Source organism: Kitasatospora sp. NPDC059812, from assembly GCF_042732075.1.
Taxonomy (GTDB): Bacteria; Actinomycetota; Actinomycetes; order Streptomycetales; family Streptomycetaceae; genus Kitasatospora.
Genome location: NZ_JBHWIO010000046.1, coordinates 1 through 26008 on the forward strand (window position 1 = coordinate 1; position 26008 = coordinate 26008).

Genomic DNA, 26008 nt, shown 5'->3' on the forward strand with positions numbered 1-26008 from the left:
GCGGGGGGGCGGCCCCGCGCGCCGCGGTGTTGCTATGTCCCCCCCACCCCCCCCCCCTTCAACCCCCCCCCCCCCGGGGGGGGGGCGGGGGCCCCCCCCCCCGGGTCCGCGGACGGTATGGCATCGATCCAGGCCTGATATCGCACGGCCTCGGCTCGCCTTCCCGCCGACCGCGGAGAAGGCATGTCATCGATTCGAAACGACCGAATGCTCGACGCAGCCCCCCCTGGAGCTATCTGCGTCGGCCCGCCCATGCGGCTCCGGCGGATCCCTCGTGGATGCCGGAGCTCCTGCGTCATCGGTCTGTGCCCGCCCCATACAAGGACAGTGGTCGAGGATATGTCAACCACCTTTTCAACCAGGGCTACGAGCTTCACACACCTTCCCCGAAGTGCCGGTCCGAGGCCCGGATCCGCCTTCCTCCTCCGGAATCGCCCGGGCCGAAACCCGTGGCAAGCCGCCCCGCCGTCCGCCGGCCCGGATCTCGGTCCACCGAAGATCAGCAGCTCAGACGATGGTCGCCGGGATGCCGGCCGGCCCCTCGCCGAGGTGCCCGCAGCCGCCCGCACACCCTGGACGCCGGACGCGCCACGAAGACACCGCCAACTTCCCGTTGCGCGAATGAACTTGTGATGGCTAGCCTGCTAAAGCGTTTAAGTTCCCATTGGTATGGACCATTTTGGTATGGACCATTTATCTCGCTCTTCCGAGCGCATCCAGCAGGAGGTGCCCCCTGACCGACTGAACCGCCAGCTCAGGCATCCCGGCAACGGCCGTCCCCCACCGGCCGAAGCCGCTACCCGGCTGGCGGACGCCACCGCGACGGCCCGGGCCGGGGCATGACGGCCCCAGGGCCGAGCGGACGAACGGCGAGGGGTCCTTCGCCATGCCCGTGCGCCGTCCACCGCCCGACCCGGAACGGCGCACGGGCAGACACGCCCTAACAGCAGGTACCGAGTGGTTCTTCGTCCCGGATCCGGTGGTGACAACGACAGTGCCAGGAAAGAACGAACTCCCGACCGTCCTCCAAAGTGATCACAACACCTATCTGGCCGGCGCGTTACCGCTCTGCGTGATCCTCGCGGACGAGGCCATGAGGCCATGGTTCTACTCGCAGTACATCCAGCTCTATGCCATGGGTTCCGACTCCCAGCAGAAGGCGCCACACCTGGACTTCCACAGCTCACTGACCTGTCGGGAAGTCCTGCACACCCGGACACTGGATCGCGCGGCCGCCGGGCGCATCGGCCGCATCGTTGCGTTCCTCCGAAGCTGTATCGACTCCGGCCGGCACGTCATCGTCTTCGTGGACGACTCCTTCCTGCGGGGGGAGCCGCGTCCCTTCGTCCATGAGCTTCTCGTCCACGGCTACGACGACCGGTCGGAGCAGCTCCGCGTCGTCGGCTTCGGCGGTGCGATCGGACGGCCCGGAAGCCAGCGGTTCCAGACCCTGGAGTTCGGCTACCGGGCTTTCGAGGAAGCCTTCGAACGAGCGCTGTCCCTGACGGCACCGAACTCCGACTTCGCCGCGATCCGCTACCCCGTCCAGCTCCTCCAGCGTGTGCGGACGCGCCCGGCGTTCGATCCCGGGCGGCTGTGGACCGAGCTGTCGAGCTACCTGGAGGCACCCGAGCTGGACATCTTCCGCGCCGGTACCGAGTACTGGTGGTGGTCCCCACCGAAACCCGAGGCCCAACCGCCCGACTTCACCGTCTCGTCGGGGTTCGAGGTCCACGACAGGTTCATACGCCACCTGAAGGCCGTCGAGGCAGGAGACCACCTCATCGACTACCGGCAGTTCCACCTCCTCTGGGAACACAAGACGGCCGTCCTGCGTCGACTGGAACACCTCGCCCGGGAGTTCGACCTCCAGGGCGGCCTGGACGACGTGATCTCCGGTTGCCGCCGCCGCGCACAGGAGTTCCTCGACCTCAGGCTCAAGGTCCTGATGGCCCTCAACGGCAGGAGCACACCCCAGGCAATGGCCCAAGGGGTATCCCTCGTCACACGCACTCTCCACGAGGAGCCGGAAGCACTGTCCCGTGTCAGGGACGTCGTGGCCGGCCTGCGCTGAGCGGCTCACGTCACCGAGTCGCGAAGCGGGCGTGCCGGGGCGCCGGTCGCGGTCCGTCAGTTGGGCATCGGGCGCGGGCGGCTGGCGGGGGGATCCGAGGGGATGTCATCCACGCTGGGCAGGTTCTTCAGGAGCCAGTGGACGCTGTTGTCACCGCCGAGTTCGGGGAAGTCGACGACGGCGGTCTCGCAGAGCCAGAGCAGGTGCTCCTTCATGGTCCGGTGTCCCTTGGCCTTCTGCTCGGCGGCGAAGTCGTAGTACTCGAAGGTGGGAGCGGCACAGGTCCCGTCCCAGGCGGGGTCGTCGCTGCCCGGGGTCGTCATGAGGAGTTCGGCGATGGGGTAGAGCACACCACTCATCGAGGCGATGAAGGTGCGCTCCAGGTGGTAGCGGGTGTTCCGCTGGTTCGGGTTGAAGTTCGACTGGACGTCGTAGAGCTTGTCGAGCATGGCCAGGGTGTAGCAGTAGGCGGCGTTGAAGAGGACGGCCAGGCCTGCGGCCGGTCCGGAGAAGCCCTTCGCCCGGGGATCGCTGGGGACGTTGCGGACCTGCCCGGTGACCTCGATGCCCTGTTCGATCCTCTTGAACTTCGCGTAGTGCGAGAGCTCGTCGAGGCCGGGGCGCGGGTTGACCGGGTCGATCGGGACGGTGGCCTTCTTCGGGTCCACGCCCTCGCCCTGCTCGACCACCATCTTCAGAGCGGTCTCGGCGGTGTGGAGGTCGGTGATGACCACGGGTTCGCCGCCGCCGTCGTGGTTCCAGTACGCGCTCTCGTACTGCCAGGAGGCGTTCGCCTTCGCGTACTTCCACACGTCGTCCGGGTCGGCCTCGGTCAGGTGCTTGAGGCCGACTTCGATCGCCTTGTAGAACTGGCCGAGCGTGTTGTACTCGCCCGGTTGCGGCTTCGCCCCCTTCTCGGCGGGCAGTTCCAGCGGCAGGAACACCCGGTTCATCAGATCCTTGCTGCACGGCTCCAGGTGGAGGGTCAGCGGCGGAGTCCGATGGAGCATCAGGCTCGGGTACCTGGTGATGAAGTCCGGGTCGTAGAAGACGATCCGGTCCGCTCCGCCGAGCGCGATGATCAGGTTGCGCACCAGGCACAGGTGCAGCATCTCCTCGATCGCGATGCTGATGATCGTGCGCTGGGCGGAGATTCCCGGGTCCCACTGGCTGTGGCCCTTGGTCCCGATGGAGTAGGCCGCGTACAGGTACATCGGGACGGTTGACAGCTCGACCTGGGCCGCCTGGTACAGGTGGTCGAGCAAGGTGTCGATGTCCTCGATCGGTCGATCGGCCTTGATCGTGCCGATCGGGGTGACGGCGAAGGGGATGTCGGGCAGGCGGCGGGTGGCGGGCTTGGTGGCGTCGGTCGTCATACCTCGGCTCCGTTCGGTTCCGGGCGCTCGGGGCGCGGTGAGGGCGGTGCGGATGGCGGACCGGCCCGGTCGGGGCGGTCGGGGTGCTCGGTGTCGGGGTGCTCGGTGTCGGGGTGCTCGGTGTCGGGGTGCTCGGTGTTCGAGGAGGCGAGCAGCGTGCGCCGGACGTCCTCGGTCAGCTCCGTGACGTGGACGCCGTGGTCCCGGCGGCGCAGCGCCAGGAGTACGGGGCGTGCGGCCGGCGGCTGCGGGTCCTCGCCGCGGGCCACCGCGGCCGCGTAGCGGTGCACGGGGTGGCGACAGGCCAGCACGCGGCACGCGCGGGCCGGCTCGGCGTCGTACACCTCGGCGAAAGCCCGTTCGTATCCTGCGAGTTCGACGATCAGCTGGACCCAGGGGTCGGCGTCGCGGCCCGGCAGGTCGAGGTCGGGCCTGGTGGTCGCGAGGTGTGACGCGAAGCCGTCGGCGAAGTGCTCCAGGGTCCAGCTGCGGGGCGGGCAGGTGCTCAGGTACTCGGTGGCGAGCGCGTCGAAGGCCTCCGGCCCCAGGAGTCGGCGCAACGCGGGGAAGCAGGAGCGCAGGCAGGCCAGCAGGCGCAGCCGGTAACCGCGGCGGTAGATGTCCAGCCGCTCGCCGGCGGTGAGCCGGCCGGACGGTGTGAGCACCTGGGCGGTGGCCGCGCCGCCCGCCTGGTCCGGGCCGGTGGCGTGGAGGACGGCGGCCTGCAGCCAGTGCTGGAGTTCGGCCAGGTGCGCCGGCGCTCCTTCGACCGTCGACATGTCAGACTCCCGCCGTGACACGGGCGTTCGGCGGTTCGAGGGCCCGCCGGCGCGCCTTGTCGAGTTCCGCGACCAGTTCGGGGAAGGGCGGCAGGCGGTCGTCCCACTCCAGCAGGGTGGACACGGGCCCGGTCAGCGCGATCGCCGCGTCGTACAGCTCCCACACGGCCGGTGCGACCGGTCCGTCATGGGTGTCGATCAGATGTGTGCCCGCGTCGGTGTGACCGGCCAGATGGATCTGCACGACCCGGTCGTGCGGGAGTGCTCCGAGGTATGCGCGCGGATCGGTGTCGTGGTTGACGGCCGACACGTAGACGTTGTTGACGTCCAGCAGGAGCCCGCAGTCGGCCTCGGTCGCCAGACGTGCGACGAACTCCTCCTCCGGCATGGTCGATGCGGTGAAGCCCACGTACGTGCTGGGGTTCTCCAGCACCAACGGGCGTTCCAGGAAGTCCTGCACGGTCCTGACCCGTCGCACCAGATGGGTCAGCGCGGCCTCGGTGAAGGGGACCGGCAGCAGGTCGTGGGTGTTGAGCCCGGCGACCCCGGTGAAGCACACGTGGTCCGACACCCAGGCGGCGCCCACCGCGTCGGCCAGCTGCCGGAGCCTCCTCAGGTAGTCGAAGTCCAGGGGCTCCACGCTGCCGATCGACAGCGACACCCCGTGCATGACCAGGGAGTGCCGCTCGGCGACCCGGTCCAGTACGTGACGCGGGTGGCCGTGGGAGTCGAGGTGGTTCTCGGAGATGATCTCCAGCCACTCGGCGCCCAGCTCATCGCCGAGGTGGTCCAGTACGTACCGGTGGTGCGGGCTGCGCAGGCCGACACCGAACCCCAGGTTCGGCAGGTCGAAGCGGGACACCCGGTCGGCCCGCTCGCCGTGGTGACGCTGCGTCACGCGTTCGCCTCGTCCGACGGCAGCGGGAGCACCTGCGGCTTGCTCCGGTCGAGCCTCTTCTTCCTCCGCTCGGCCTCGTTCACTTCGTACGGCGGGACCAGGTCGTCCGGGTAGCCCTCGCCCGGGGACGGACCGAACGGGAGGCCGGCGGCGTACATCCGGGCCTCGAACAGCTGGCGGGCGAGCTTCCAGACGCTCTTGCCCTTCAGCGGGCCGCCCGCGAACACCCGGCTGACGTTGATCGGGCTCGCGCAGCTGCCGTTCTGCCGACAGGCCTGGTCGCCCGGCTTGGCGAGTTCCGCGTCGGGGCCGGTGTAGCCGCACCCGCCCTGCCCGCGGCACTCGTTGGCGCCGTGGCACACGTGCAGGACGGTGGCACAGGCTCCCATGCCCGCCATCGGCGCCTTCTCGTCGATGTCGTGGTTCCGGCAGGCGTTCAGGCCCATGCACACGTGGAGCTCAAGGGCCTTCTGCAGATCGGCCGCGGACACGCGCGGCCCGCCGGCCTCGTGCGCGGCGTGCCGCAGCGCGATCCCGTCGTCGCCGCCGAGGATCACACGCTCGATCTCCGCCAGCTCCTCGGGGCCCAGATCCCGGAAGCCGTCACCTTCGGCCCCCCTGCCACCGTTCTCCCTGCCACTCACGAGTACCTCCTCGATCGCCTTGGGTCGGGCACCCACCGCGGTGCGATTCCGCCGCGATGTGACGCGATGTGATGTGGCGCGATGTCGCACGATGTGACTCGCGCCACAGTCGCCAAGGTCATCACAGTCGGAGGCGGGCCGGATAGCGCCATATGAGTAGTGTGCGAATTATTCCTTCGAAGCGAGCCCCGGGCGCTGCTCGGGGCAGGCGGTTCGGACGCGGCTCTGGTCCGGGGTGCTGCGCGGGCGGCTACGCATCGAGCGGGATGGTGCCGAGGGCGACGGTGAAGCAGGCGCCGCCCTCGGGGCCGTGGCCGTGGACGGTGATGGTGGCGCCGAGCCGGTCGGTGAGGCGACGGGTGATGGCCAGGCCGAGGCCGGTGCCGCCGGGGCGGGTGCCCGCATAGCGGGAGTGCAGGGCGCCGGGTTCGAAGGCAACCCGGATGTCTTCGTCGGTCAGGCCGGGGCCGCCGTCGCGGACCTGTAGCTCGGTGTCGCCGCTGTCCGTTCGGCGCAGGGCCAGCACCACGGGGGCGCCGGGCGGCGAGATCCGCACGGCGTTGCCGATCAGGCCGTCGAGCAGCTGGCGGACCCGGAATCCGTCGGTGACCGTGATCACGGGTTCCCCGGCCGTTTCCACCCGCAGGTGGAGTTCGCTCTGTCGGACCCTCTGGTCCCAGGCTTGCGCGGTCTCACGGACGAGGGCGGTGAGGTCGGTGGGTTCGCGGGTGATGGGGAAGTCGTCGGCGTCCAGGCGTGCGAGTTCGAGCAGGTCGGAGACGAAGCGGTCCAGGCGTTTGGTCTCGGTCAGGAGGATCTGGCCGACCTGGGCCTGCTGCCCGGGTTCGACGACCCCGTCGGTGAGGGCCTCGGCGTAGCCCTGGAGTGCGGTGAGGGGGGTACGGATCTCGTGGGAGATCGAGGTCAGGAAGTCGCGCTGGCGCTGTTCGCTGCGTTCGAGGGCGGCGCCCAGTGCGTTCAGGGCCTGGGCGACGTCACGGGCCTCGGTGGGGCCGTCGGCCTCGCAGCGCAGGCCGCGTTCACCTGCGGCGAGTCGGTGGGCGACACCGGCCGCCGCGACCAGGGGGCGGGCGATGCGGCGGGCCAGCAGGGCTCCGGCGAGGGCGGCTCCGACCAGGCCCGCGACCAGGGGGAGCGTCAGGCTGCCGCGCATCCGGCTGGCCGCCGCATCGACCTCGGTGAACGGCTGGGTCAGCACGACAGCGCCGCCGTTGCTTGCCGGGTGTCCCTGGACGAGTACGCGCTGGTCGCCGAGCGAGGCCGTGGCGGAGAGCGTCCGTCCGGCGAGCAGCGCGTCCCGGTCGGCCGGGGCGACGGCCTTCGCCGCGGGGCCGTCCACGTGTCCGTCGGGAGCGACGACGGCGACCAGGACGCCGGTGGCCCCGGTCAGCCGCTGGGTCTGGTCGAGGAGCAGCACGGACAGGTTGGGAGCGAGGCTGAGCACGGTGGCCTGCCGGGACAGGCGCTCCCGGTACTGGGACTCGGCGTTGGAGAAGGCGGTCTGCCAGGCCGCGACCCCCGCCAGTAGCACGGCGGTGGCTGCCACCACGGTGGCGAGCAGGACCAGGCTGCCGGTGAGTGAGCCCGCGCGCAGGCGCCTCACCGGTCCGGCTCCTGGGCGCTGTAGCCGATCCCCCGCACGGTGCGGATCGGGCTGGCGTCGCCGAGCTTGGCGCGCAGCTGCGAGACGTAGACGTCGACGACCCGGCTGTCACCGTAGTCGGCCTGCCCCCAGACCTGGGCGCGGAGCTGCTCGCGGCTGAAGACCTGACCGGGCCGGGCCAGCAGGTGGGCGAGCAGGTTGAACTCGGTGGTGGTCAGCTCCAGCGGTTCACCGTCGCAGAGCACCGTGCGGCGGCCGGGGTCCAGGCGCAGTCGGCTGGTGCCCAGGACGGCCGAGACCGGTGGGCCGGCGGTGCGGCGCAGCACAGCCTTGACGCGGGCGACCAGCTCGCGGGGCGAGAACGGTTTGGTGAGGTAGTCGTCGGCGCCGATCTCCAGGCCGAGGATCCGGTCGGCCTCCTCGTCCCGGGCGGTGACCAGGATGACGGGCGTCCAGTCGTCGGCGGCGCGCAGCCGGCGGCAGAAGTCCGTGCCGTCCAGCCCGGGCAGCCCGATGTCGAGAACGATCGCCACCGGCCGCAGCCGTGCCACGGCAGCCAACCCGGCGGTGCCGTCGGCCTCGGTATGGACGCCGAAGCCCTCGCGGGTGAGGTACAGGCGCTGGAGGTCGGCGATGTGGCGCTCGTCCTCCACCACCAGTACAAGGCCCTTGCTCTGTGTCATCTGTCCGGTGTCACCGCAGTCTCCCTGCGCCGCGGCACCCATCTCGCGGCTGCTTGGCCAGTCGCGCGTGCCACGGCTTCGAACTGCACCGATGCTAACCCGCGGACCGTCACCGTCCGGCGGACCGACGGCGATCCTTACACGGCCCGAACACAGGCCGAACCTTCGCCTTGCACAACGGCGACAGGATGCTTCCGACCTCGCCGACCCGCGGGGTCAGGACAAGGGAGAGCAGTCGTGCTCACGGGCTCCAGATCCCTCGCGCTGCTCGGCGTCTGTGTTGCGGCCCTCCTGATCGTCGCGGTCGTCGTGCTGCTCACGCACACCGGTCGCGCCCCGTCCCCAGGACAACGGCCGACCACAGGACGCCGCCGGGACCGCACCGGGCCGCCCGCCCCCTCCGACGCCCCGACAACGACAGCAGGACAATGATGACCACCCGTCCCGAGCCGGCCCGAACCGCCACCACGCGGCTGGGCCGCCTCCGCCGCCCGACCACCCGGCGAGGCCGGATCACCCGCGCCGTCGTCCTGCCCGTGGCCGTCGTGCTGGCCCTCGCCGGGGGCGGCGAGGCCGTCACCCGGCACGTCCTGGAGAGCCGGATCGCCGACCGCATGGGAAAGGCGCTCGCCACCCGCGTGACGGTCGACACCGGCGCCGGCCCGGCGCTGCTCACGGTCCTCGACCGGCACCTGGATCACGTCACGCTCGGCGCGGACAACGCCCACCTCGGCCCACTCACGGGCGCCTCGGTCCGCATCACGCTCGACGACCTCCACTTGGCCGAGCCCGCGACGGCGTCCGACGTCCGGGCCACCGTCACGATCCCCGCCGACTCCCTGGCGGAAACGATCCGCGACTCGGGCCAGGGCGTTCCCGTCAGCAGCACCCGGACCGACCCCGCCACCGGCACCCTCCTGCTCGCCCTGGGCCCGGGTGGCATGGGCCAGTTGACGCTGAAGCCCGCCCTGGCCGGCGACCGGGTCACCATCACCGCCACCAGCCTGCAGTTCCTCGGCCGAACGATCACCGGTCCCCAGCTCGACCAGATCAACACCAAGCTCACCGCGCGGAAACAACAAGCCGACTACCCCCTGTCCCTCAAGCCCGTCTCACTCACCGTCACACCGACCGGACTCGCCCTCACCCTGGCCTCCGGCCCCACCACGCTGAAGCAGCCATGAACCAAGAACCGACCCCGGCGATGACCGACCCCACGACACCACCGTCCAGCCGCCGTACCCGCCTGCGCCGACGCATCGTCGTCGCCGTCACGGGCCTGCTCGTCCTCACTCTCACGGCGGCGTCCGGCGCGCTGTGGCTACTGACCGGCAAGTTGCTGCACCCCACCGACGACACCCCGCTGAACACCCGCGTCATCGCCGTGGGGACCGCGACGGTGACCCTTCCCGCCACCGACGAGAGCCGCTACGCCGGCACCTACGGCCTGGTCTGGCAGGACAGCGGATCCGCGCAGCGGCGCTCGGGAGAACTCGGCCGCATCCTCGCCTCGGACAGCAAGACCGTCACCCGCGAACTCCAGGCCACCACCCCACCCGCCGTCGGCGCCAAGGCGAAGATCATCGTCACCGTGTGGAACTCGGACCCGCGCCGAGCGGTGGGGCTGGACCACCAGGACGTCAGCTACCCCGGCGACCTGGGCCCGATGCCCGCCTGGTACCTCCCGGGCTCGCGCAGCACCTGGGTCATCCAGGTCCACGGGCTCGGCGCCGGCCGCAGCGCGGGCCTGCGGACGATGCCCGAACTGCACGACCTCGGCTACCCGATCCTCGACATCACCTACCGCAACGACCCCGGCGCACCCCGCGACTCCAACGGCAACCGACAACTCGGCAACACGGAATGGCGCGACCTCGACGCAGCCGTCCGCTACGCCCGCGCCCACGGAGCCTCCGGTGTGGTGCTCTACGGGTTCTCCATGGGCGGCGCAATCGTCGAGAACTACCTGCAGCGCGCCCAGGACACCAGCGCGGTCCGCTCAGTCGTCCTCGACTCACCCGCACTCGACTACCGGGCGGCCATCGACACGATCGCCACCGGCCTCGGATTCCCGTTCCCCATCGCCGACCTCACGGCCCCCTTCATCCAGATCCAAGCCGGAGTGGACCTCGACCAGGTCGACACCCTGGCGGCGAACCGGCGCAACGGCGGCCCCGGACAGCCCGTGCTGCTCTTCCACGGCACCGCCGACACACTCGTCCCGTACGCCAGCAGCGCCCGATTCGCCCGCGACTGGCCGGACAAGGTCCGACTCGTCACCGTCCCCGGGGCCGGCCACACCGGCTCCTGGAACGCCGACCCCGCCCAGTACGACAAGGAGCTCGCCGACTTCCTCGGTCAGCACTCCTGACCGCGTCCGGGCACCGCGCCGCAACGCCGAACAGCCCCACTGACACACCAGCCGTCCCACCAAGGAGGCAACCGATGAGCCGAACCCGCCCCGCAGCCCTCGCGGCCGCGCTCCTCACCCTGACGACCACCGCACTCGCCGCCACCACCGGCACCGCCCACGCCGCCACCGTCAACTACGTGGCCCTCGGCGACTCCTACTCCGCGGGCGGCGGATCATCCAGCACGTACCTCAACAGCTGCAACCAGAGCACCAACGCGTACCCGTACCTCTACGCCCAGTCCACCTCACCGGCCACCTTCGACTTCCAGGCCTGCGGCGGCGCCACCACCACCGACGTCGTGAACAACCAACTCACCCCGCTCACTTCTGGCACCACCTTGGTCAGCATGACCATCGGCGGCAACGACGTCGGCCTGCGCGACGTACTGGCCTACTGCTTGCTCGGCAGCGACGCCGCCTGCCTCAGCGCCGTCTCCTCCGCAGAGAACACCGCCCGCACCCAACTCCCCGGCGAACTCGACACCGTCTACGGCGCCATCCGCTCCCGCGCCGCCAACGCCCACGTGGTGATCCTCGGCTACCCCCGCTTCTACGACTCCGGCGCCCCCCTCTGCCCGGGGATCAGCCCGGCCAGGCGTTCTGCCCTCAACGACGGCGCCGACGTCCTGAACAGCGTCATCCAGAGCGAGGCCGCCAAGTACCCGAACTTCGCCTACGCGGATGTGACCAGCCGGTTCGCCGGCCACCAGCTCTGCGACCCCGCTCCCTGGCTGCACGCCCTGAACTGGCCGATCGGACAGTCCTTCCACCCGACCGCCGCCGGCCAGGCCGGCGCCTACCTCCCGGCTCTGGAAGCAAACGACTGACGCAGCCCCGCCGCCGCGGCCATCGGACGGCGGCGGGCGCCTGCGCCGACGGCAGGTGTCAGGACGGGAGGGTCCAGCGCTGGTTGGGGCCGCCGTGGCAGTCCCAGATCTGCAGCCTGGTCCAGTCGGCGCCGCTGCCGTCGCGGGCGTCGAGGCAGCGGCCGGAGGCCGGGTTGAGGAGCGTGCCGTCCGGGCGTGGCTGCCAGCGCTGGGCGCCGGTGCCGTTGCAGTCGTAGAGCTGGGCGGGCGTTCCGGCGGCGGTCCAGCCGTTGGTGACGTCCAGGCATTTGCCGAGGGCCCGCAGGGAGCCGTCCTGCCCGACGGTCCAGTCCTGGGCGCCGGTGGAGTTGCAGCGGTAGAGCTGAACGGCGGTGCCGTTGGCCGTGTCCGCGCGGTTGAGGTCCACGCACTGCCCGGCGATGCCGGTCACCCGGCCGCTCGGGCGGGGGGTGGCCCAGCTCTGCTCGGCGCCCCCCGAGCAGGTCCGCAGCAGCAGCCGGCCGTCGACGGCCGCGAGGCAGCGGCCGGACTCCGGGTGGAGGAGCGAGGAGTCCGGGCCCGGGCGCCACACCTGGTCGGCGCCCGCGGTGCAGTCCCGCAGCCGGACGGCGGCGCCGTCGTCCGGGCCCGCCGGGGTCAGGCAGCCGTCGAGGGCGCGGACGGTGCCGTCCGAGCCGACCGTGGCGTCCTGGGCCGCCGTGCCCGCGCAGCCGGCCAGCCGTACCGCCTCGTTGCCGTCCGCGGCGGCGGCGCCCGCGTCCAGACAGGACCCGTCGGCGCCGGTGATCCGCCCGGACCAGGTGGAGACGGCCGGCGAGGCCGGGACGTCCACCGTGCCCTGCAGCTTCGGCGCGCGCGAGGAGGAGCCGACCGTCAGGCCGTACCGCCCGCCGGGCACCTGCCAGCCGTGCACGCCGGGATCCCAGAGCGCGAAGGAGGAGCGGTCCAGCGGCAGTTCCACGTGCGTCGATCGGCCGGGCGCCAGCGTGACCTTGTCGAAGGCCTTGAGCTGCTGCGGCGGCTCGCCGGCCGCGGACGGGAAGGAGACGTACAGCTGCGGCACCTCGGTGCCGGTCCGGGCGCCCTGGTTGGCGAGGTCGAAGCCGACCCGCACCCGGCCGGCGGCGTCCGGGCCGGTCACGGTGAGGTTGCTGTAGCCGAAGGTGGTGTACGAGAGGCCGTGGCCGAAGGGGAACAGCGGGGCGGTGGCGGTCGCGTCGTACCAGCGGTACCCGACCGCGAGCTGCTCGGTGTAGTGGTAGGCGCCGTCCGTGCCGGGGTACTGGGAGGCGTCCCGGATCGGCGTGGCCGCCGCCGAGGTCGGGAAGGTGACGGGCAGCCGCCCCGCCGGATCGACGTCGCCGAACAGCACGTCGGCGAGCGCGGTGCCGCTCTGCTCGCCCGGGTACCAGGCCTCGACCACCGCCGGCACCGCGTCCAGCCACGGCATGGTGACCGGCCCGCCGGTGTTGAGCACCACCACCGTCCGCGGGTTGGCGCGGGCGACGGCGCGGATCAGCGCGTCGTCCGCCGGGGCGAGGTCCAGCGAGCCCCGGTCCGCGCCCTCGGTCTCCTCGTCGCCGACCACCACCACCGCGACGTCCGCCCCGGCGGCCACCGAGGCGGCCGCGGCCGCGTCGTCGCCCGGGTGGTAGCGCACCGAGACGCCCGCACCGGCCCGGGCGGCGATGCCCTGGCGCGGCGTCACGACCTGCTCGGGGTAGGGGGCGACGTGCGAGGAGCCGTAGCCGCCGGTGTAGGCGTGGGGGGGGCCCCGCGCCGCCCCCCCCCCCCGCGCAACGTCGGGGGGGGCGCGCGGGCCCGCACCCCCCCCCGGGGGGCGCCCCCCCGGCCCCCCCCCCGGGCGCGGGGGGGGCCCGCCGCGGGGGGGGCGGGGGCGGGGGGGGGGGGGGGGGGGGGGGGGGGGGGGCCGCCGTCCAGCGCTCCGGTCCGGACCATGAGCCGCAGCACCCGCCGCACCTGGTCGTCCAGGACGGCCGGGGCGAGCCGCCCGTCGGCCACGGCGGCCGTCAGGTCGGCGAAGTACGACGTACCGCCGAACTCCTGGTCCAGCCCGCCCGCCGCGGCGTTCACCGAGGAGTGGGTGGCCGGGTAGTCGGAGCCGACCGCCCCGTCGAACCCCCAGCGGCCCTTCAGCACGTCCCGCAGCAGCGGGAAGTTCTCGCACGCCCAGATGCTGTTGACCGGGTTGTAGCCGCACATCGCCGACCAGGCCCGGCCGTCCCGGACGGCCGCCTGGAAGGCGGGCAGCTCGATCTCGGCCAGCGTCCGCTCGTCCACCTCGGAGCTGTACGACTGCCGGTTGTTCTCCTGGTTGTTCGCCGCGAAGTGCTTCACCTGCGCCGCGACCCCCTGCGCCTGGATGCCGCGGACCTCCGCCGCCGCGACCCGCCCGGCGAGGAACGGGTCCTCGCCCAGCGTCTCGAAGTTCCGCCCGCCCTGCGGCACCCGTACGAGGTTCACCATCGGCGCGTACAGCACCTGGTAGCCGCGCGCCCGGGCCTCGCGGCCCAGCACCGCGCCGTAGGTGGTGGCGAGCCCCGGGTCGAAGGCGGCGGCCAGCGACACCGGCGCCGGCAGCGCCGTCGCCGGTTGCCCGTCCCGTACGCCGGCCGGGCCGTCGGACAGCAGCAGCGGCGGGATGCCCAGCCGTGGCACGCCCCGGACGTAGCCGACCGCGTACACCCCGTTCGGTGCGGCGATCCCCTGTAGCAGCGTCGCCTTCTCGTCGGTGGTCAGCTGGCCGAGGAGCGCTTCGACCCTCTGCTCCGGCGACGGCCCACCCTGCGACGGCCCACCTTGCGACCACCCGTCCTGAGACCGCCCGCCGTGCGGCTGCGGACCGCCCGGTCCGGCGACCGCTGGGCACATGCCGGAGCCGGAGGCGGCCGCCAGGAGGCAGCCGCTGAGCCCGAAACGGAGTACTCGCGTCCACGAGGAGATACGCCGCATGGCAGCACCTTTCGACGAAGGCGGGCCGAGCCGGGAGGGCCGGGAAATATGACGGCAAGTCAAATTTACGGCGCACTAACACTTACCGGCAGGTGGCGCGCAAGGGCGCGTCGGAGGCACCAAGGGGCGCAGACAGTCACCGAGGGGCGCAGGCGGGGCGCAGGCGGCGTCGGCCCCGTCGCCGTTGACGCATCGTCCATCCGCTGTCAACGCGCCGACCCTAGCCTGCCCGAGCCCCGCGATGCGGGCGTTATGCGGAAATGAGTTGAGGTGCGATCAGTGAAGTTCCCCCCCGCCAGGCCCTGCGCGCTCCCCTCCTGCGCCTGGCCGTGGCAGCGCCCGAAGCGGCGGATCGGTGCTGCCGGCCGGCTCGTCCGGGCGCAGGTGTCAGAGGGGTCAGGGGTCAGAAGGTGCAGGTGTCAGGGGGTGCCGGGCCGGGTGGGCGTCAGGTCCGCGACCAGGAGCGCCAGGAGGTCCGTCGGCGCCTCGATGAAGCGGTAGTGGCCTCCCTCCAGGAGTTCGAAGGTCGTTTCGCCGCAGGCCGACCAGCCGGTCATCAGCGACGGCTCGATGCCCGTGTCCTCCGTCCAGCCGATGGCGGTGATCGGGGACGGCAGCCGGACCGGCTCGGCCACGTGGTAGCGCTTGTTCATGTCGACGTCCTTCCGCAGGACGCCGAGGTAGAGAGCGAGCAGGCTCGGTTCCAGGGTGCCGCCCAGTTCCGCGACGAGCTGGCGCAGTTCGCCGGCCAGCTCGTCGTCGTTCATGCCGAGGAAGCGGCCGTAGGGGCCGTCCTGCGGCGCGACCTCCGCGGAGACGAACACCCGGGTCGGGGCGGGGCAGCCCCTTTCGACCAGCCGTACGGCGGTCTCGTACGCCGCCAACGCGGAGCCGCAGTGCCCGAACAGCGCGTAGGGACGGTCCAGGTAGGGGCGCAGCGCCTCGCAGAGGTCGTCGGCCAGCGCCTCGTAGGTGGTGTGGGCGGGCTCGCGCATCCGGTTCTCCCGGCCGGGCAGCTGCACGGGGCAGACCTCGACGCCGTTGACCGATGACGGCCACTGGCGGTACATGCTCGCTCCGCAGCCGGAGTAGGGCAGGCAGAACAGCCGTGCCGGTGCCACCGGCGACGGCTCGCGCAGGAACCACTTGTTGCGGGTACGGGCCGGCGGAGCGTTCACTGATGACCTTCCGGGTGGGGTGGGGGCTTCTTCTCGGGTGCGGCTGCGGGGTGCTGGTGCCGGCTGCTAGCGGGTCTGCGCGGTGATCGGCAGGTGTGTGAAGCCCGCGATGATGTTCGAGCGCATGCGTCGCGGCGTCCCGGCGAGTTCGAAGCCGGTGAACCGGCCGAGCAGTTCGGCGAACAGGATCCGCAGGGCCACCCGGGCGACGGTGTGTCCGATGCAGTAGTGCGCGCCGACGCCGAACGCGATGTGCTTGTTGGGTCGCCGCCGGATGTCGAAGGTGTCCGGGTCGGCGAACACGGTCTCGTCGCGGTTGGCCGACCCCAGCCACACGACGACCGCGTCCCCCGCGGGGATCGGCACGCCCCGGACCTCGACGTCGCGGGTGGCGTGGCGCATGAAGTGCTGGGTGGGCGAGGCCCATCGCAGTGCCTCCTCCACGCCGCTGCCGAGCAGCTCCGGGTGTGCCGCCCAGTCGTCCAGGACCGGCGTCCCGGCCAGTTCGACCATCGCCGCGATCGGTGGCTGGGCGGTGGTGACGGTCGCACCGAGCAGCAGGCTGTAGCAGTTGGACACGATCTCGCCCGGCGACAGCCGGCGTCCGTCCAGTTCCATCGTGAGCAGCACGCTGATCAGGTCGTCACCCGGTGCGCGGCGACGCGCGGTGACGACGTCCTGGAAGTAGGCGAACAGTTCGCGGTGGGCGGTCACGAGGGTGGCCTGCGGTCCGGCGGCGAGCTGGAACTCGGGGTCGTCCGCGGCGATGCAGGCGTGGGCGAGCCGGACCAGTCGCGGCCAGTCCTGTTCCGGCAGCGCCATCATGGTGCCGATCACCGCCATCGGCAGGGTCGCCATGGCGGCGGCGAAGTCGAACGGGCCGCCGTCGGCCAACGGCCGGAGCAGCTCGACGATGACCCGGCGGATGGCCTCCCGGTCGTTCTCCACCGTCTTGATCGACAGCGCCTGCTGCAGCGGGCCGCGCAGGTGCGCGTGCCGGGGCGGGTCGGTGACGGCCATCTGCCGGCCGCCGGCGGGGTCGCCCTGGCCGAGGAGGTTGAGCAGGGTGCCCTGTTCGGAGGTGAACGTGTCGTGGTCGCGGAGCACCCGGTTGGCCTCGGCGTAGCCGACGACCGACCAGTAGCCGATGTCGCCGACCGGCTGCCAGCTCACCGGGGCGTGGCGGCGCAGCCGTCGCCACACCTCGTGCGCCCCGCCCGAGTGGTAGAGGTCGGGGTCGATCAGGTCGACCGGCTGCGGGGCGAGGACCGGGCATCGCGGGGTCGGGGGAACCGCCGTCATCGGGCCTGCTCCTGCCGTGCACCGTCGGCCGGGACCGCCGCCGGGCCGTCCGGGACCGCCGTCGGGCCGTCCGGGCGCGCCGCCGGGCTGTCCGGGCTCTCCGCAAGGCCGTCCGGGCCCGCCGTCCGCATCCGGGCGGTGAGGGCCGTCGCCAGCTCGGCGACGGTCGGCGACAGGTACAGGATCTGCGCGGGGAGGTCCACGTCGAACTCGCGCTGGGTGGCGACCAGGAGGTCGGTGGCCAGCAGGGAGTGCCCGCCGAGGTCGAAGAAGTCGTCGTCGACGCCGACCGGTTCGATGCCGAGGATGTCGCCCCACAACTCGGTCAGCCGTATCTGCACCTCGGTGACGGGCGGGACGTACTCGTTGGCCACGTTGCGCGGTACCCGGGTGGCGGTGGGCAGGGCGCGGCGGTCGATCTTGCCGTTGCGGTTCACCGGCAGTTCGGGGCGGACGAGGATCGCCCAGGGGATCAGGTAGCCCGGCAGCCTGTCCCGCAGTTCGTGGCGCAGCCGCCGGCCGAGGTCGGCGTTGCCCGCCGGATCGGGCTGCGCGGGCACGACGTAGGCCAGCAGCCGGGTGCCGCCCGCCGGGTCGGCCTGCGGCAGCACGACCGCGTGCCGCACCTCGGCGAGCCGTTCCAGCTCGACCTCGACGGCGCGCGGTTCGGCGCGGTAGCCCTGGACCTTGACCTGGTCGTCCGCGCGACCGACGAACTCCAGCGTGCCGTCGGGCAGCCATCGCACGAGGTCGCCGGTCCGGTACATCCGGGCCCCCGGCTCGGTCCCGAACGGGTCGGGCAGGAACCGTTCGGCGGTTGCGGCCGGGCGGCCCAGGTAGCCGCGGGCCAGGCCCGCCCCGGCCACGTACAGTTCGCCGCACTCGCCGGCGGGCACCGGCCTGAGGTCGCCGTCGAGCACGGCGACCCTGGTGCCGCTGATCGGGCGGCCGATCGGCACGCTGCGCAGCTCCGGGAGGGTGCTGCTGGTCCAGCAGGTCGTGTACGTGGTGTTCTCGGTCGGCCCGTAGCCGTTGGTGAAGAGCAGCTCCGGGTAGCGGGCCAGCAGGTGCTGGACGTGGCCCGGCGAGGCCACGTCGCCCCCGGTGAGGACGTGCCGCACGTCGGCGAACGCCTCCAGGTGGGAGCTCACCATCTGGTGGAAGAGCCCGGTGGTCAGCAGCAGCACCGTCACACGCTCGGCACGGACGACGCGCGCCACGTGCTCCAGCGTGAGGGCGACCGGGGGGAAGAGGACCAGCCGGCAGCCGTTGACGAGGGGGGCCCAGATCTCGAACGTGGACGCGTCGAACGCGACCGGCGCGAGGTGGAAGAAGACGTCCTCGGCGCGGACGTCCACCCAGTCCGCGCCCCGGACGAGCCGGTCGATCGCCCGGTGGGGCACGCCGACGCCCTTGGGCTCGCCGGTGGAGCCCGAGGTGTAGCTGACGTAGGCGAGCCGGTCCGGGTCGCCGGGGCGGGCCGCAGCCGCCGGCCCGGTGGCCGGCTCCTGCGCCGGGCCGCCTTCCGTCACCGTGACCGTCACCGTGACGACGGTGTCGGGCAGCTGCTCCCCCAGGGCCTCTCCGACGATCACCATGCCCGCGCCGGCGTCCTTGAGCAGCAGCGCGTGGCGGCCGGCCGGGTCGTCCGGTTCGAGTCCGAGGTACGCCCCGCCCGCGATGAGGACGGCGAGCAGGGCCACGATCAGCTCAGGCGATCGCGGCACCAGCACGCCCACGACGTCCTCCTGCGCCAGTCCGGCCGCTCGCAGCCGCCCGGCGAGCCGGTTGGCGCGGTCGTTGAGCTGCCGGTAGGTCAGGGTCCGCCCGTCGCAGGTGACGGCGGGCGCGTGCGGGGCCCGCTCCGCCTGTTCGGCGACCAGCTCGTGGATGGCCCGTGCGTCGAACGGTGGCCGTCCGCTGCCGACGAACGCCGGGATGTCGGAGGTGAGGACCGTCTTGGTCAACTGCTTCCCGCTTTCCTGTACTGAAGTGTCCCCGTCGGGGTTGAACGCGCGACCGCGTGGGCCGTCGCCGTGGCCATCGCCGTCGCGGTAACCGTCGCGGTGGCTGACGCGGTGGCCGACGCGCAGCACGTGGTGCGCGGTGTCACCGGGTGCGTCCACCGCCTCAGACCGCCGGCACGTGGAAGAAGGTGTCGCGCGCGGCGATGCGGCCCTGCGGCGTCATCCGGAAGAAGTCCGCGAACCGCAGCTCGACCTCACCGCCGTCGTGCAGCACGCCGCGGAACAGGCCGTGCACGGCCACCTCGTCGTCGGTCGTGACCACGGTGGCCAGGGTGTGCACGCCGGCGCGGATCACCCGCTGGTCGCGGTAGAAGCGTTCCAGTTCGGCGTGCCCGACCATGGGTTGGTAGCCGGGGCGGTGGTAGCGGGCGTCCGGGGTGAACAGGGCGACCAGCGCGGGCACGTCCCCGGCGTCGACGAGCTGGTAGTACCGGCGGACCTGGGACACTCCCAGCGCCGGGGCCGTCAGGGTTTCCGGGGCCATCGGGGTCTCCGGTGTCGCGGGTATTGCCGGTGGTGCCGGCGTTTCGTCGGGATGGGAGAGGGTGTGGACCATGCCGAGGTGCTTCCTGTGATCGCTGACCGCTTGATCGCTGTCAGAGTCGTGTACGTGGTGAGAGGGCCGGTGCGGCCGCGGCGTCCGGGGCGTCCTTGAGCGCCTCGACCAGGCGCGCCGGCGTGGGTGCCTGGAACAGGGCGCCGAGGGTGAGTTCACGGCCGAACCTCACCCGCACCCGGTTGACCAGCCGGGTCGCGAGCAGGGAGTTGCCGCCCAGCGCGAAGAAGCCGTCGTCGACGCCCACCGCGGGCCGGCCGAGCACCTCGGCGAACAGCGCGCACATCGTCTGCTCCGCCGGGGTTCGCGGCCCGGGCCCGGACGGTGCCGGTGCGAGCTCCGGGACGGGCAGCGCGGCCCGGTCGATCTTGCCCCTGGGCGTCAGGGGGAAGGCGTCGAGCGTGACGATCGCCGAGGGCACCATGTAGTCCGGCAGCGCCGCGCAGGCGTGCTCCCGCACTGCCGCCGGGTCGAGCCCCGAGTCCCCGGCCGGGACGACGTAGCCGATCAGACGCCTGCCGGGCGAGGTACCCGGGCCGGCGACCACGGTCGCCTGGGCGACGTCGGGGTGCCCGGCCAGCACCGCCTCGATCTCGCCCAGCTCGATGCGGAAGCCGTGGAGCTTGACCTGCTCGTCCGCGCGGCCGAGGAACTCGAGTTCCCCCTCGGCGTTCCAGCGGACCACGTCGCCCGTGCGGTACATCCGCTCGCCCGGGTCGCCGAACGGGCACGGCAGGAACTGGCCGGCCGTGCGGCGGGGGTCGTTCAGGTATCCGCGCGCCACGCCCGCACCGGCGACGTACAGCACGCCGGCCACCCCCGGCGGCACCGGCGACAGCGCCTCGTCCAGGACGTACACCCGCCTGTTGTCCACCGGTCGACCGAGCGGGACGACGTCGGGCACGGGCTCGCCGGGGCGCAGCACCCTGCGCGTGGTGAACGTGGTGGCCTCGGTCGGGCCGTACCCGGCGACCACCACGGAGTCCGGGCACCGCGCCAGGACGCGCCGGACGGCATCGGCCGGCACGATGTCACCGCCGGTCCACACCTGGCCGACCCCGGCCAGCGTGCCGGGCGACTCCTCGGCGAACACCCGGAACAGCCCGGCCGTCAGCCACAGCGCACCGACCCGGTGATCGACGATGAGCCGGTGGAGGTCCGAGAGCGCCAACTCACCGGGCGGGGCCACGACGACCCGGCCCCCGTTGAGCAGCGGCACCCACCACTCGTAGGTCGAGGCGTCGAAGGCGTGCGGGGAGTGTGCGAGGACCCGCGGGCCGTCCTCTTCGCGCCAATAGCGTTGCGCGGTCAGGCTGATGACGTTGCGGTGGGTCAGGGCCACGCCCTTCGGCGTGCCCGTGGACCCGGAGGTGTACAGGACGCACGCCAGGTGGTCCGGGCGCAGCGGCACGACGGGGTCGGTGGCCGGCTCGTCGGCGAGGCCGGGGTCGGCGTCGACGACCACGACCGGTGTGCCGTGGGACGGCGCGTCGTCCCGGGTGGCCCGGTGGGTGAGCAGCACCGCCGCACCGGTGTCCTCCAGGACGCGGCGCAGGCGGGCCGTCGGGGCCCGGGTGTCCAACGGCACGTAGGCGCCGCCGGCCTTGCTGACCGCCAGGACCGACACCACCACGTCGACGGAGCGTTCCATGAGCACGGCCACCGTGCTGTCGCAGCGGACGCCCAGGGCGATGAGCCGGTGGGCCAGCCGGTTGGCCCGGTCGTTCAACTCCGCGTAGGACAGGGTGGTTTCGCCGCACACCACGGCTGTCGCGTCGGGCGTGCGCGCGACCTCGGCCGCGAAGGCCAGCGGCACCGTCGGGTGCGGCAGCGGCTGCGTGGTGCGGTTGACGGCCACGATCATCCGCTGCCGTTCCTCGGGGGTGAGGAGGTCGGGCCGGCCGATCGGCCGGTCCGGGTCGGCGGCCACCGCGCCCAGGAACCGGAGGAAACGCTGCTGGTGGGCGGTGAGTTCGGCCTCGGAGTAGAGCGCGGGGTTCGCGTCGACGTCGAGCCGGGGCTCGGTGCCGTCGGAGCGGTCGTAGACGGAGAACGAGATGTCCTCGACCGGCCCGTTGGACAGGTTGTGCACGGTGGCCCGGACGCCCGCGAAGTCCAGGTGGTAGTAGAAGGACATGATGTTGACGAGGGGCCCGAACAGGACCCGCTCCGACCTGGCCGGATCCAGCTCCCTGCGCAGGTCCTCGCTGCGGTGGCGCTGATGGCCGCGCAGGGCGGCGACCTCCTCGGCCACCTGTCGCGCGAGTGCGGACAGGCCCTGTTCCGGGTGCACGCGCAGCCGCAGCGGCACCACGTTCGCCACCATGCCGGGGACGGCCGGCCCGGAGGAGCCGGTGCGCCCGGTCACCGGCATGCTGAGCACAATGTCCCGTTCGCCGCTGAGGCGGTGGAGGTACGCGGCGACCGTTGCGGTGAAGGCGCTGGGCCAGCTCGCCCCGGCGGGTCGTGCGGCCCGCCGCAGCGCTGCCACGGTGGGCGCGTCGAGGGCGCTGGTACGGCGCAGGAAGCCGTCCGAGGCGGCCGCCGAGCGGCTGGCGAGGCTGACGGGATCCGGTCGGCCGGCCAGCCGGTCCGCCCAGAACTCCCGGTCCTGTTCGGGCTGTTCCGACGCGTGGTAGGCGGCGTCGTGCGCCAGCAGGAGGCTCAGCGGCCCGAACGCCGGTCCTGCCCCTCCCCTGCCCTCGGCCAGCCTGGTGTAGGTCTTGGCGACGCGGCGCGCGATGAGCGACATGCTGAAGCCGTCGACCACGATGTGGTGGACGCGCTGGTACCAGAGGAAGCGGTCCGGCGCGACGGCGAACAGGGCCTGGCAGAACAGCCGGTCCCGGGTGAGCCCGAGCGGTGTGGACAGGTCGGCGCGCATCCAGCGCTCGGCCGCCCCCAGCGGATCCGGTGCCGAGGTGAGGTCGACGTGGTCCATCGACCAGTCGGGCGCCGGGGTGACGACCTGCCGGGGGCCCTCGGCACCGTCGGTGAGGCGAACGCGCAGGGACTCGGTCTCGTCCACCACGCGCCGCACGGCCGTCTCGAACAGCTCCGGGTCGATCGGCCCGGGGATGTCCACGTACTCGCCGGTGTTGTAGGCGGGACTGCCGGGGCGCAGGTGGTGGGCGAACCAGATGCCGGACTGCGCCGACGACAACGGCAGCTCGTGTCCGTCGCTCATCCGAGCTCCTCCAGGATGGCCGACAGCGCGTCGGCGAAGGGTGCGGCGTGGGGCGGCGACAGCATGTCGTGGTGGTTGCCGGGCACCTCGACCACGCTCAACGCCCCCAGGGTGCGGTCGCGCCACCGGGCGGGGACCACGACCGGGGCGGCGAGCACGGGGTGCTCCTCGGCGCTCGTGAACAGGTGGATCGGTGTCCGCAGCCGTGCGGTTGAGCGGTAGCGTCGGGCGGCGTCGCCGTTGGTGGTGAAGACCCTTACCATGCGCCGCAGTTGCTCGGTGCGCACGCGTAGGGGGAGGCGCTCGCCGGCGTGCGCGTCGTGGAGCAGCAGGGACAGGGCGTCCTGCTCGTCGAGGTCTCCGATGGCTCCGACGGCTCCGGTGGGCAGCCCGGCGGCGAGCGCGAACCGGGCCGTCCCGTGCGCGTCATGGCCGTCGGGCCCGCCGGTGGGCCCGTGGTCGGACTCGGTGGCTCCGCTGGTGGACGCGTCGGTGAACGCGGGCGCTCCGACGTCGATGATCCCGAGGAATCCCGGGGGGTTCCCCTCCTCCTCCAGCAGGCGGGCCATCTCGAAGGCGACCAGCCCGCCGAAGGACCAGCCGGCCAGCAGGTACGGGCCGTCGGGCAGGACGGACCGCAGCTCCCGCAGGTAGCGCTGCGCCTGCTCCTCGACGGTGGCCAGTGGCGGCTCGTCGGTGTTGTAGCCGACGGCCTCCAGGCCGTAGACGGGCCGGCCGCCGGCGAGCGGTTCGGCGAGGCCCTCGGCGAGGTGCTCGGCCAGGTGCTCGGCCAGGTGGAGGAAGGAACACACGTCGCCGCTCTGCGGGTGCACCAGGATCAGCGGCGCCCTGCGGTGGTCTCCTTCGGCCAGCGGGACCACGAGCCGGCGCAGGGCCTGCGAGGCGTTGGGCAGTTCCGCGCACAGACCCTCGACGGTGGGATGGCGGAACACCGTGTTCAGCGGCACGGCGACCCCCCACTCCCGCCGGATCGCCTCCACGAGCTCGACCGCCCTGAGCGAATGCCCGCCCAGCGCGAAGAAGTCGTCCCGGACGCCGACCCGCGGGGTGCCCAGCACGCGCTCCCAGATCCTGGTCATCAGGAGTTCCAGCAGGTCCCGCGGCGGCAGCGCACCCGCGTCGTGGCCGTGGCGGGCGGGCTCGGGCAGGGCCCCGCGGTCCACCTTGCCGTTCGTGGTCAACGGGATCCGGTCGAGTGCGGTCAGCGTCGTGGGCACCATGAACTCGGGCAGGGTCTCGCGCAGGGAGCGCCGCAGGACCGCCAGGTCACCGGGCCCGTCCTGCCACACCAGGTAGCCGGCCAGTTCGGCGTCCGTCCCGGTGCCCCGCACCGTCACCGTGGCCCTGGCGACACCGGGCTGCGCGCACAGCGCGGCCTCGATCTCACCCAGCTCGATGCGGTACCCCCGGATCTTCACCTGTTCGTCGGTGCGGCCGAGGAAGACCAGGCTGCCGTCCGGCAGGTACCGCGCCAGGTCGCCGGTCCGGTACAGCCGGCCGCCGTCGGCACCGAACGGATCGGGCACGAAGCGCTCGGCGGTCAGCCCCGGCCGGTTGGCGTACCCGCGGGTGACGCCGGCCCCGCCGATGTGGATCTCACCCGGTACGCCGACGGGCACCGGGGCGCCCGCCGGGTCCAGCAGGTAGATCCGGAGGTTGCCCAGCGGCCGGCCGATCGGCACGGACCCTCCCGGCCGGGCCAGGTCCCGGTCGGCGTCCACGCGCCGGGTGACACAGCCGACGGACGCCTCGGTGGGACCGTAGCCGTTCCACAGCGTGGAGACCCGGTCGAGGAGCCGCCGGGCCAGGGCGGGCTGGAGCGGTTCGCCCACGCAGATCGCCTGGAACCGGCCGCCCTGCCAGCCGCCGTCCAGCAGCAGGAGCCAGGTGGCCGGTGTGGCCATGAGCGTGGTGACGCCGAACTCGCGCATCATCTCCGTCAGGCGCGGGCCGTCCACCGCGACCTCCGACGGGGCGATCACCACGCTCGCGCCCCAGGCCAGGGGCATGAGCACCTGGGGGACGATGACGTCGAAGGAGATCGAGGCCACCGAGGCGACGACATCGTCCCCGCCGAGGTCCAGCTGTCGGCCGCGGACCACCAGGTAGTTGACCACGCCCTCGTGCGGGACCAGCACGGCCTTGGGGCGGCCGGTCGAACCGGAGGTGTAGATCGAGTACGCCAGGTTGGCGGGCGTCGCGAGCGGTGGCAGCCGGTCCTCGGGCAGGGCCGCGATGAGCCCGGCCTCGTCGTCCGTCCACACCGTCGCGGCGCCGTGCTGCGGCAGCCGGTCGGCCAGGGAGCGCTGGGTGAGCAGCAGCGGCACTTCGGCGTCGGCGAGCATGAACGACATGCGCTGTGCCGGGAGGTCCGGGTCCAGTGGCAGGTAGGCGGCGCCAGACTTGAGGACGGCCAGCAGGGCCACGACCAGGTCCGCCGAGCGCGGCAGGCAGACGCCGACCAGGCGTTCCGGCCGCGCTCCCCGGGCTCGCAGGTGCCGCGCCAACTGGTTGGCCCGGCAGTCGAGTTCCCGGTAGGTCAGTCGCTGGGCGCCGCAGCGGACCGCCACCGCGTCGGGGGTCCGCCGGGCCTGCTCCTCGACCAGTTCGTGAACGCAGAGGTCCGCGGGGAAGGGTTCGTCGGTGGCGTTGGCGGCCACCAGCAGCGCTTCGCGCTCGGCCTCGGTGAGCAGGTCCAGGCGTGAGACGGGACGGTCGGGGTCGCCGGCCGCGGCGTCCAGCAGCCGCAGGTAGTGGCCGACCAGGCGTTCCACGCTCGCGCGGTCGAACAGGTCGGTGTCGAAGGCCACGGTCCCGGTGGTGATAGCCGACCGGTCGGCTATCACCAGGCTGAGGTCGACCTTGGCCGTGCCGTTGTCGACCTCGATCTGTTCGACCTCCGTCCCCACCAGCCGGAGGGCGGCGGCCGGGTCGGACAGGCCGGCGAACATCACCTGGAACAGCGGGTTTCGGTCGAGGCCTCGGGCCGGCCGCAGCTCCTGCACCAGCCGTTCGAACGGCAGGTCCTGGTGTGCGTAGGCGTCCACGGCGGTCCGGCGGACCCGGTCGAGCAGTTCGGCGAAGCTCGGGTCGTCCGCGAGGTCGGTGCGGACGACCACGGTGTTGATGAACGAGCCCACCAGCGGGTCGAGTTCCGGACGCGTCCGGCCCGCGACGGGTGTGCCGACCGCCACGTCGGACTGCCCGCTGTAGCGGGCGAGCAGGGCCTGGAACGCGGCGAGCAGCGTCATGAACATCGTCGCGCCGTGCCGCCGGCCCAGCAGCCGCAACCGGCCGGCCAGTTCCTCGGGCACCGTGAAGGTGATCCGCTCGCCCCGGCCCGCGCGGACCCCTCCGCGGGGGCGGTGGGTGGGCTGGGGGTGCCGCGTAAGCCCGCACCACCCCGCGCCCCAGTAGTGGAGTTGGCGTTGGCGGCGTTCGCCGGC

At 72.7% G+C, this 26008-nt stretch carries 18 protein-coding genes; 4 read left to right on the plus strand and 14 right to left on the minus strand.

The annotated features are described in order from the left end of the window. Window positions 1-886 precede the first annotated feature (886 nt). Window positions 887-2074, plus strand: coding sequence for a hypothetical protein (locus ACFV6D_RS22375; protein ID WP_380560917.1), 1188 nt, complete (start codon window positions 887-889; stop codon window positions 2072-2074). A 56-nt stretch (window positions 2075-2130) separates the two neighbouring features. Here the strand turns inward: ACFV6D_RS22375 and ACFV6D_RS22380 are convergent, their stop codons facing one another. From ACFV6D_RS22380 to ACFV6D_RS22405, 6 genes are all read right to left on the minus strand, one after another. Further along, entirely contained in the window at window positions 2131-3450 is a 1320-nt protein-coding gene (locus ACFV6D_RS22380) for a ferritin-like protein (protein ID WP_380560918.1), read from the minus strand. Then, window positions 3447-4229: a putative DNA-binding domain-containing protein gene (locus ACFV6D_RS22385; RefSeq protein ID WP_380560919.1), complete on the minus strand. Its 783-nt coding sequence runs from the start codon at window positions 4227-4229 to the stop codon at window positions 3447-3449. The genes ACFV6D_RS22380 and ACFV6D_RS22385 overlap by 4 nt, the downstream gene beginning before the upstream one ends. 1 nt (window position 4230) lies before the next feature. Further along, complete coding sequence (locus ACFV6D_RS22390) at window positions 4231-5127, minus strand: DUF692 domain-containing protein (protein WP_380560920.1); 897 nt, start codon at window positions 5125-5127, stop codon at window positions 4231-4233. Continuing rightward, entirely contained in the window at window positions 5124-5771 is a 648-nt protein-coding gene (locus ACFV6D_RS22395) for a hypothetical protein (RefSeq protein WP_380560921.1), read from the minus strand. Before ACFV6D_RS22395 ends, ACFV6D_RS22390 begins: the two co-directional genes overlap by 4 nt. Before the next feature lie 250 nt (window positions 5772-6021). Further along, window positions 6022-7395 (minus strand): histidine kinase dimerization/phospho-acceptor domain-containing protein, encoded by a 1374-nt coding sequence (locus ACFV6D_RS22400; RefSeq protein WP_380423541.1) that lies wholly within the window; start codon window positions 7393-7395, stop codon window positions 6022-6024. Further along, window positions 7392-8078 (minus strand): response regulator transcription factor, encoded by a 687-nt coding sequence (locus tag ACFV6D_RS22405; protein WP_380368524.1) that lies wholly within the window; start codon window positions 8076-8078, stop codon window positions 7392-7394. Before ACFV6D_RS22405 ends, ACFV6D_RS22400 begins: the two co-directional genes overlap by 4 nt. 431 nt (window positions 8079-8509) lie before the next feature. On the opposite strand from ACFV6D_RS22405, the gene ACFV6D_RS22410 reads away from it, so the two are divergent. The 3 genes from ACFV6D_RS22410 (at window position 8510) to ACFV6D_RS22420 (ending at window position 11318) form a co-directional block, all read left to right on the plus strand. Then, window positions 8510-9262 carry a DUF2993 domain-containing protein gene (locus tag ACFV6D_RS22410; protein WP_380368527.1) on the plus strand — a complete coding sequence of 251 codons (753 nt, stop codon included), beginning with the start codon at window positions 8510-8512 and terminating at the stop codon, window positions 9260-9262. Next, complete coding sequence (locus ACFV6D_RS22415; RefSeq protein WP_380560922.1) at window positions 9259-10449, plus strand: alpha/beta hydrolase; 1191 nt, start codon at window positions 9259-9261, stop codon at window positions 10447-10449. The genes ACFV6D_RS22410 and ACFV6D_RS22415 overlap by 4 nt, the downstream gene beginning before the upstream one ends. A 74-nt stretch (window positions 10450-10523) precedes the next feature. After that, window positions 10524-11318 (plus strand): SGNH/GDSL hydrolase family protein, encoded by a 795-nt coding sequence (locus tag ACFV6D_RS22420; protein ID WP_380560923.1) that lies wholly within the window; start codon window positions 10524-10526, stop codon window positions 11316-11318. 58 nt (window positions 11319-11376) lie between these two features. On the opposite strand, the gene ACFV6D_RS22425 is transcribed toward ACFV6D_RS22420, so the two are convergent. The 8 genes from ACFV6D_RS22425 to ACFV6D_RS22460 form a co-directional block, all read right to left on the minus strand. After that, window positions 11377-13026 (minus strand): ricin-type beta-trefoil lectin domain protein, encoded by a 1650-nt coding sequence (locus tag ACFV6D_RS22425; protein ID WP_380560924.1) that lies wholly within the window; start codon window positions 13024-13026, stop codon window positions 11377-11379. Then, window positions 13023-14291 (minus strand): glycoside hydrolase family 3 protein, encoded by a 1269-nt coding sequence (locus ACFV6D_RS22430; protein ID WP_380560925.1) that lies wholly within the window; start codon window positions 14289-14291, stop codon window positions 13023-13025. Before ACFV6D_RS22430 ends, ACFV6D_RS22425 begins: the two co-directional genes overlap by 4 nt. A gap of 419 nt (window positions 14292-14710) precedes the next feature. Continuing rightward, window positions 14711-15469 carry a thioesterase II family protein gene (locus ACFV6D_RS22435; protein WP_380560926.1) on the minus strand — a complete coding sequence of 253 codons (759 nt, stop codon included), beginning with the start codon at window positions 15467-15469 and terminating at the stop codon, window positions 14711-14713. 66 nt (window positions 15470-15535) lie between these two features. Continuing rightward, on the minus strand, window positions 15536-16771 hold the full coding sequence (locus tag ACFV6D_RS22440; RefSeq protein ID WP_380340092.1) for a cytochrome P450: 1236 nt from the start codon (window positions 16769-16771) through the stop codon (window positions 15536-15538). Then, entirely contained in the window at window positions 16768-18897 is a 2130-nt protein-coding gene (locus ACFV6D_RS22445; RefSeq protein ID WP_380560927.1) for an amino acid adenylation domain-containing protein, read from the minus strand. The genes ACFV6D_RS22440 and ACFV6D_RS22445 overlap by 4 nt, the downstream gene beginning before the upstream one ends. Before the next feature lie 4 nt (window positions 18898-18901). Further along, window positions 18902-19282, minus strand: a complete 381-nt coding sequence (locus tag ACFV6D_RS22450; protein WP_063352271.1) for a nuclear transport factor 2 family protein — start codon at window positions 19280-19282, stop codon at window positions 18902-18904. 112 nt (window positions 19283-19394) lie between these two features. After that, entirely contained in the window at window positions 19395-22541 is a 3147-nt protein-coding gene (locus ACFV6D_RS22455) for an amino acid adenylation domain-containing protein (protein ID WP_380560928.1), read from the minus strand. Beyond that, the coding region (locus ACFV6D_RS22460; RefSeq protein ID WP_380560929.1) for an amino acid adenylation domain-containing protein at window positions 22538-26008 on the minus strand (3471 nt) is incomplete at its 5' end. The genes ACFV6D_RS22460 and ACFV6D_RS22455, both read right to left, overlap by 4 nt.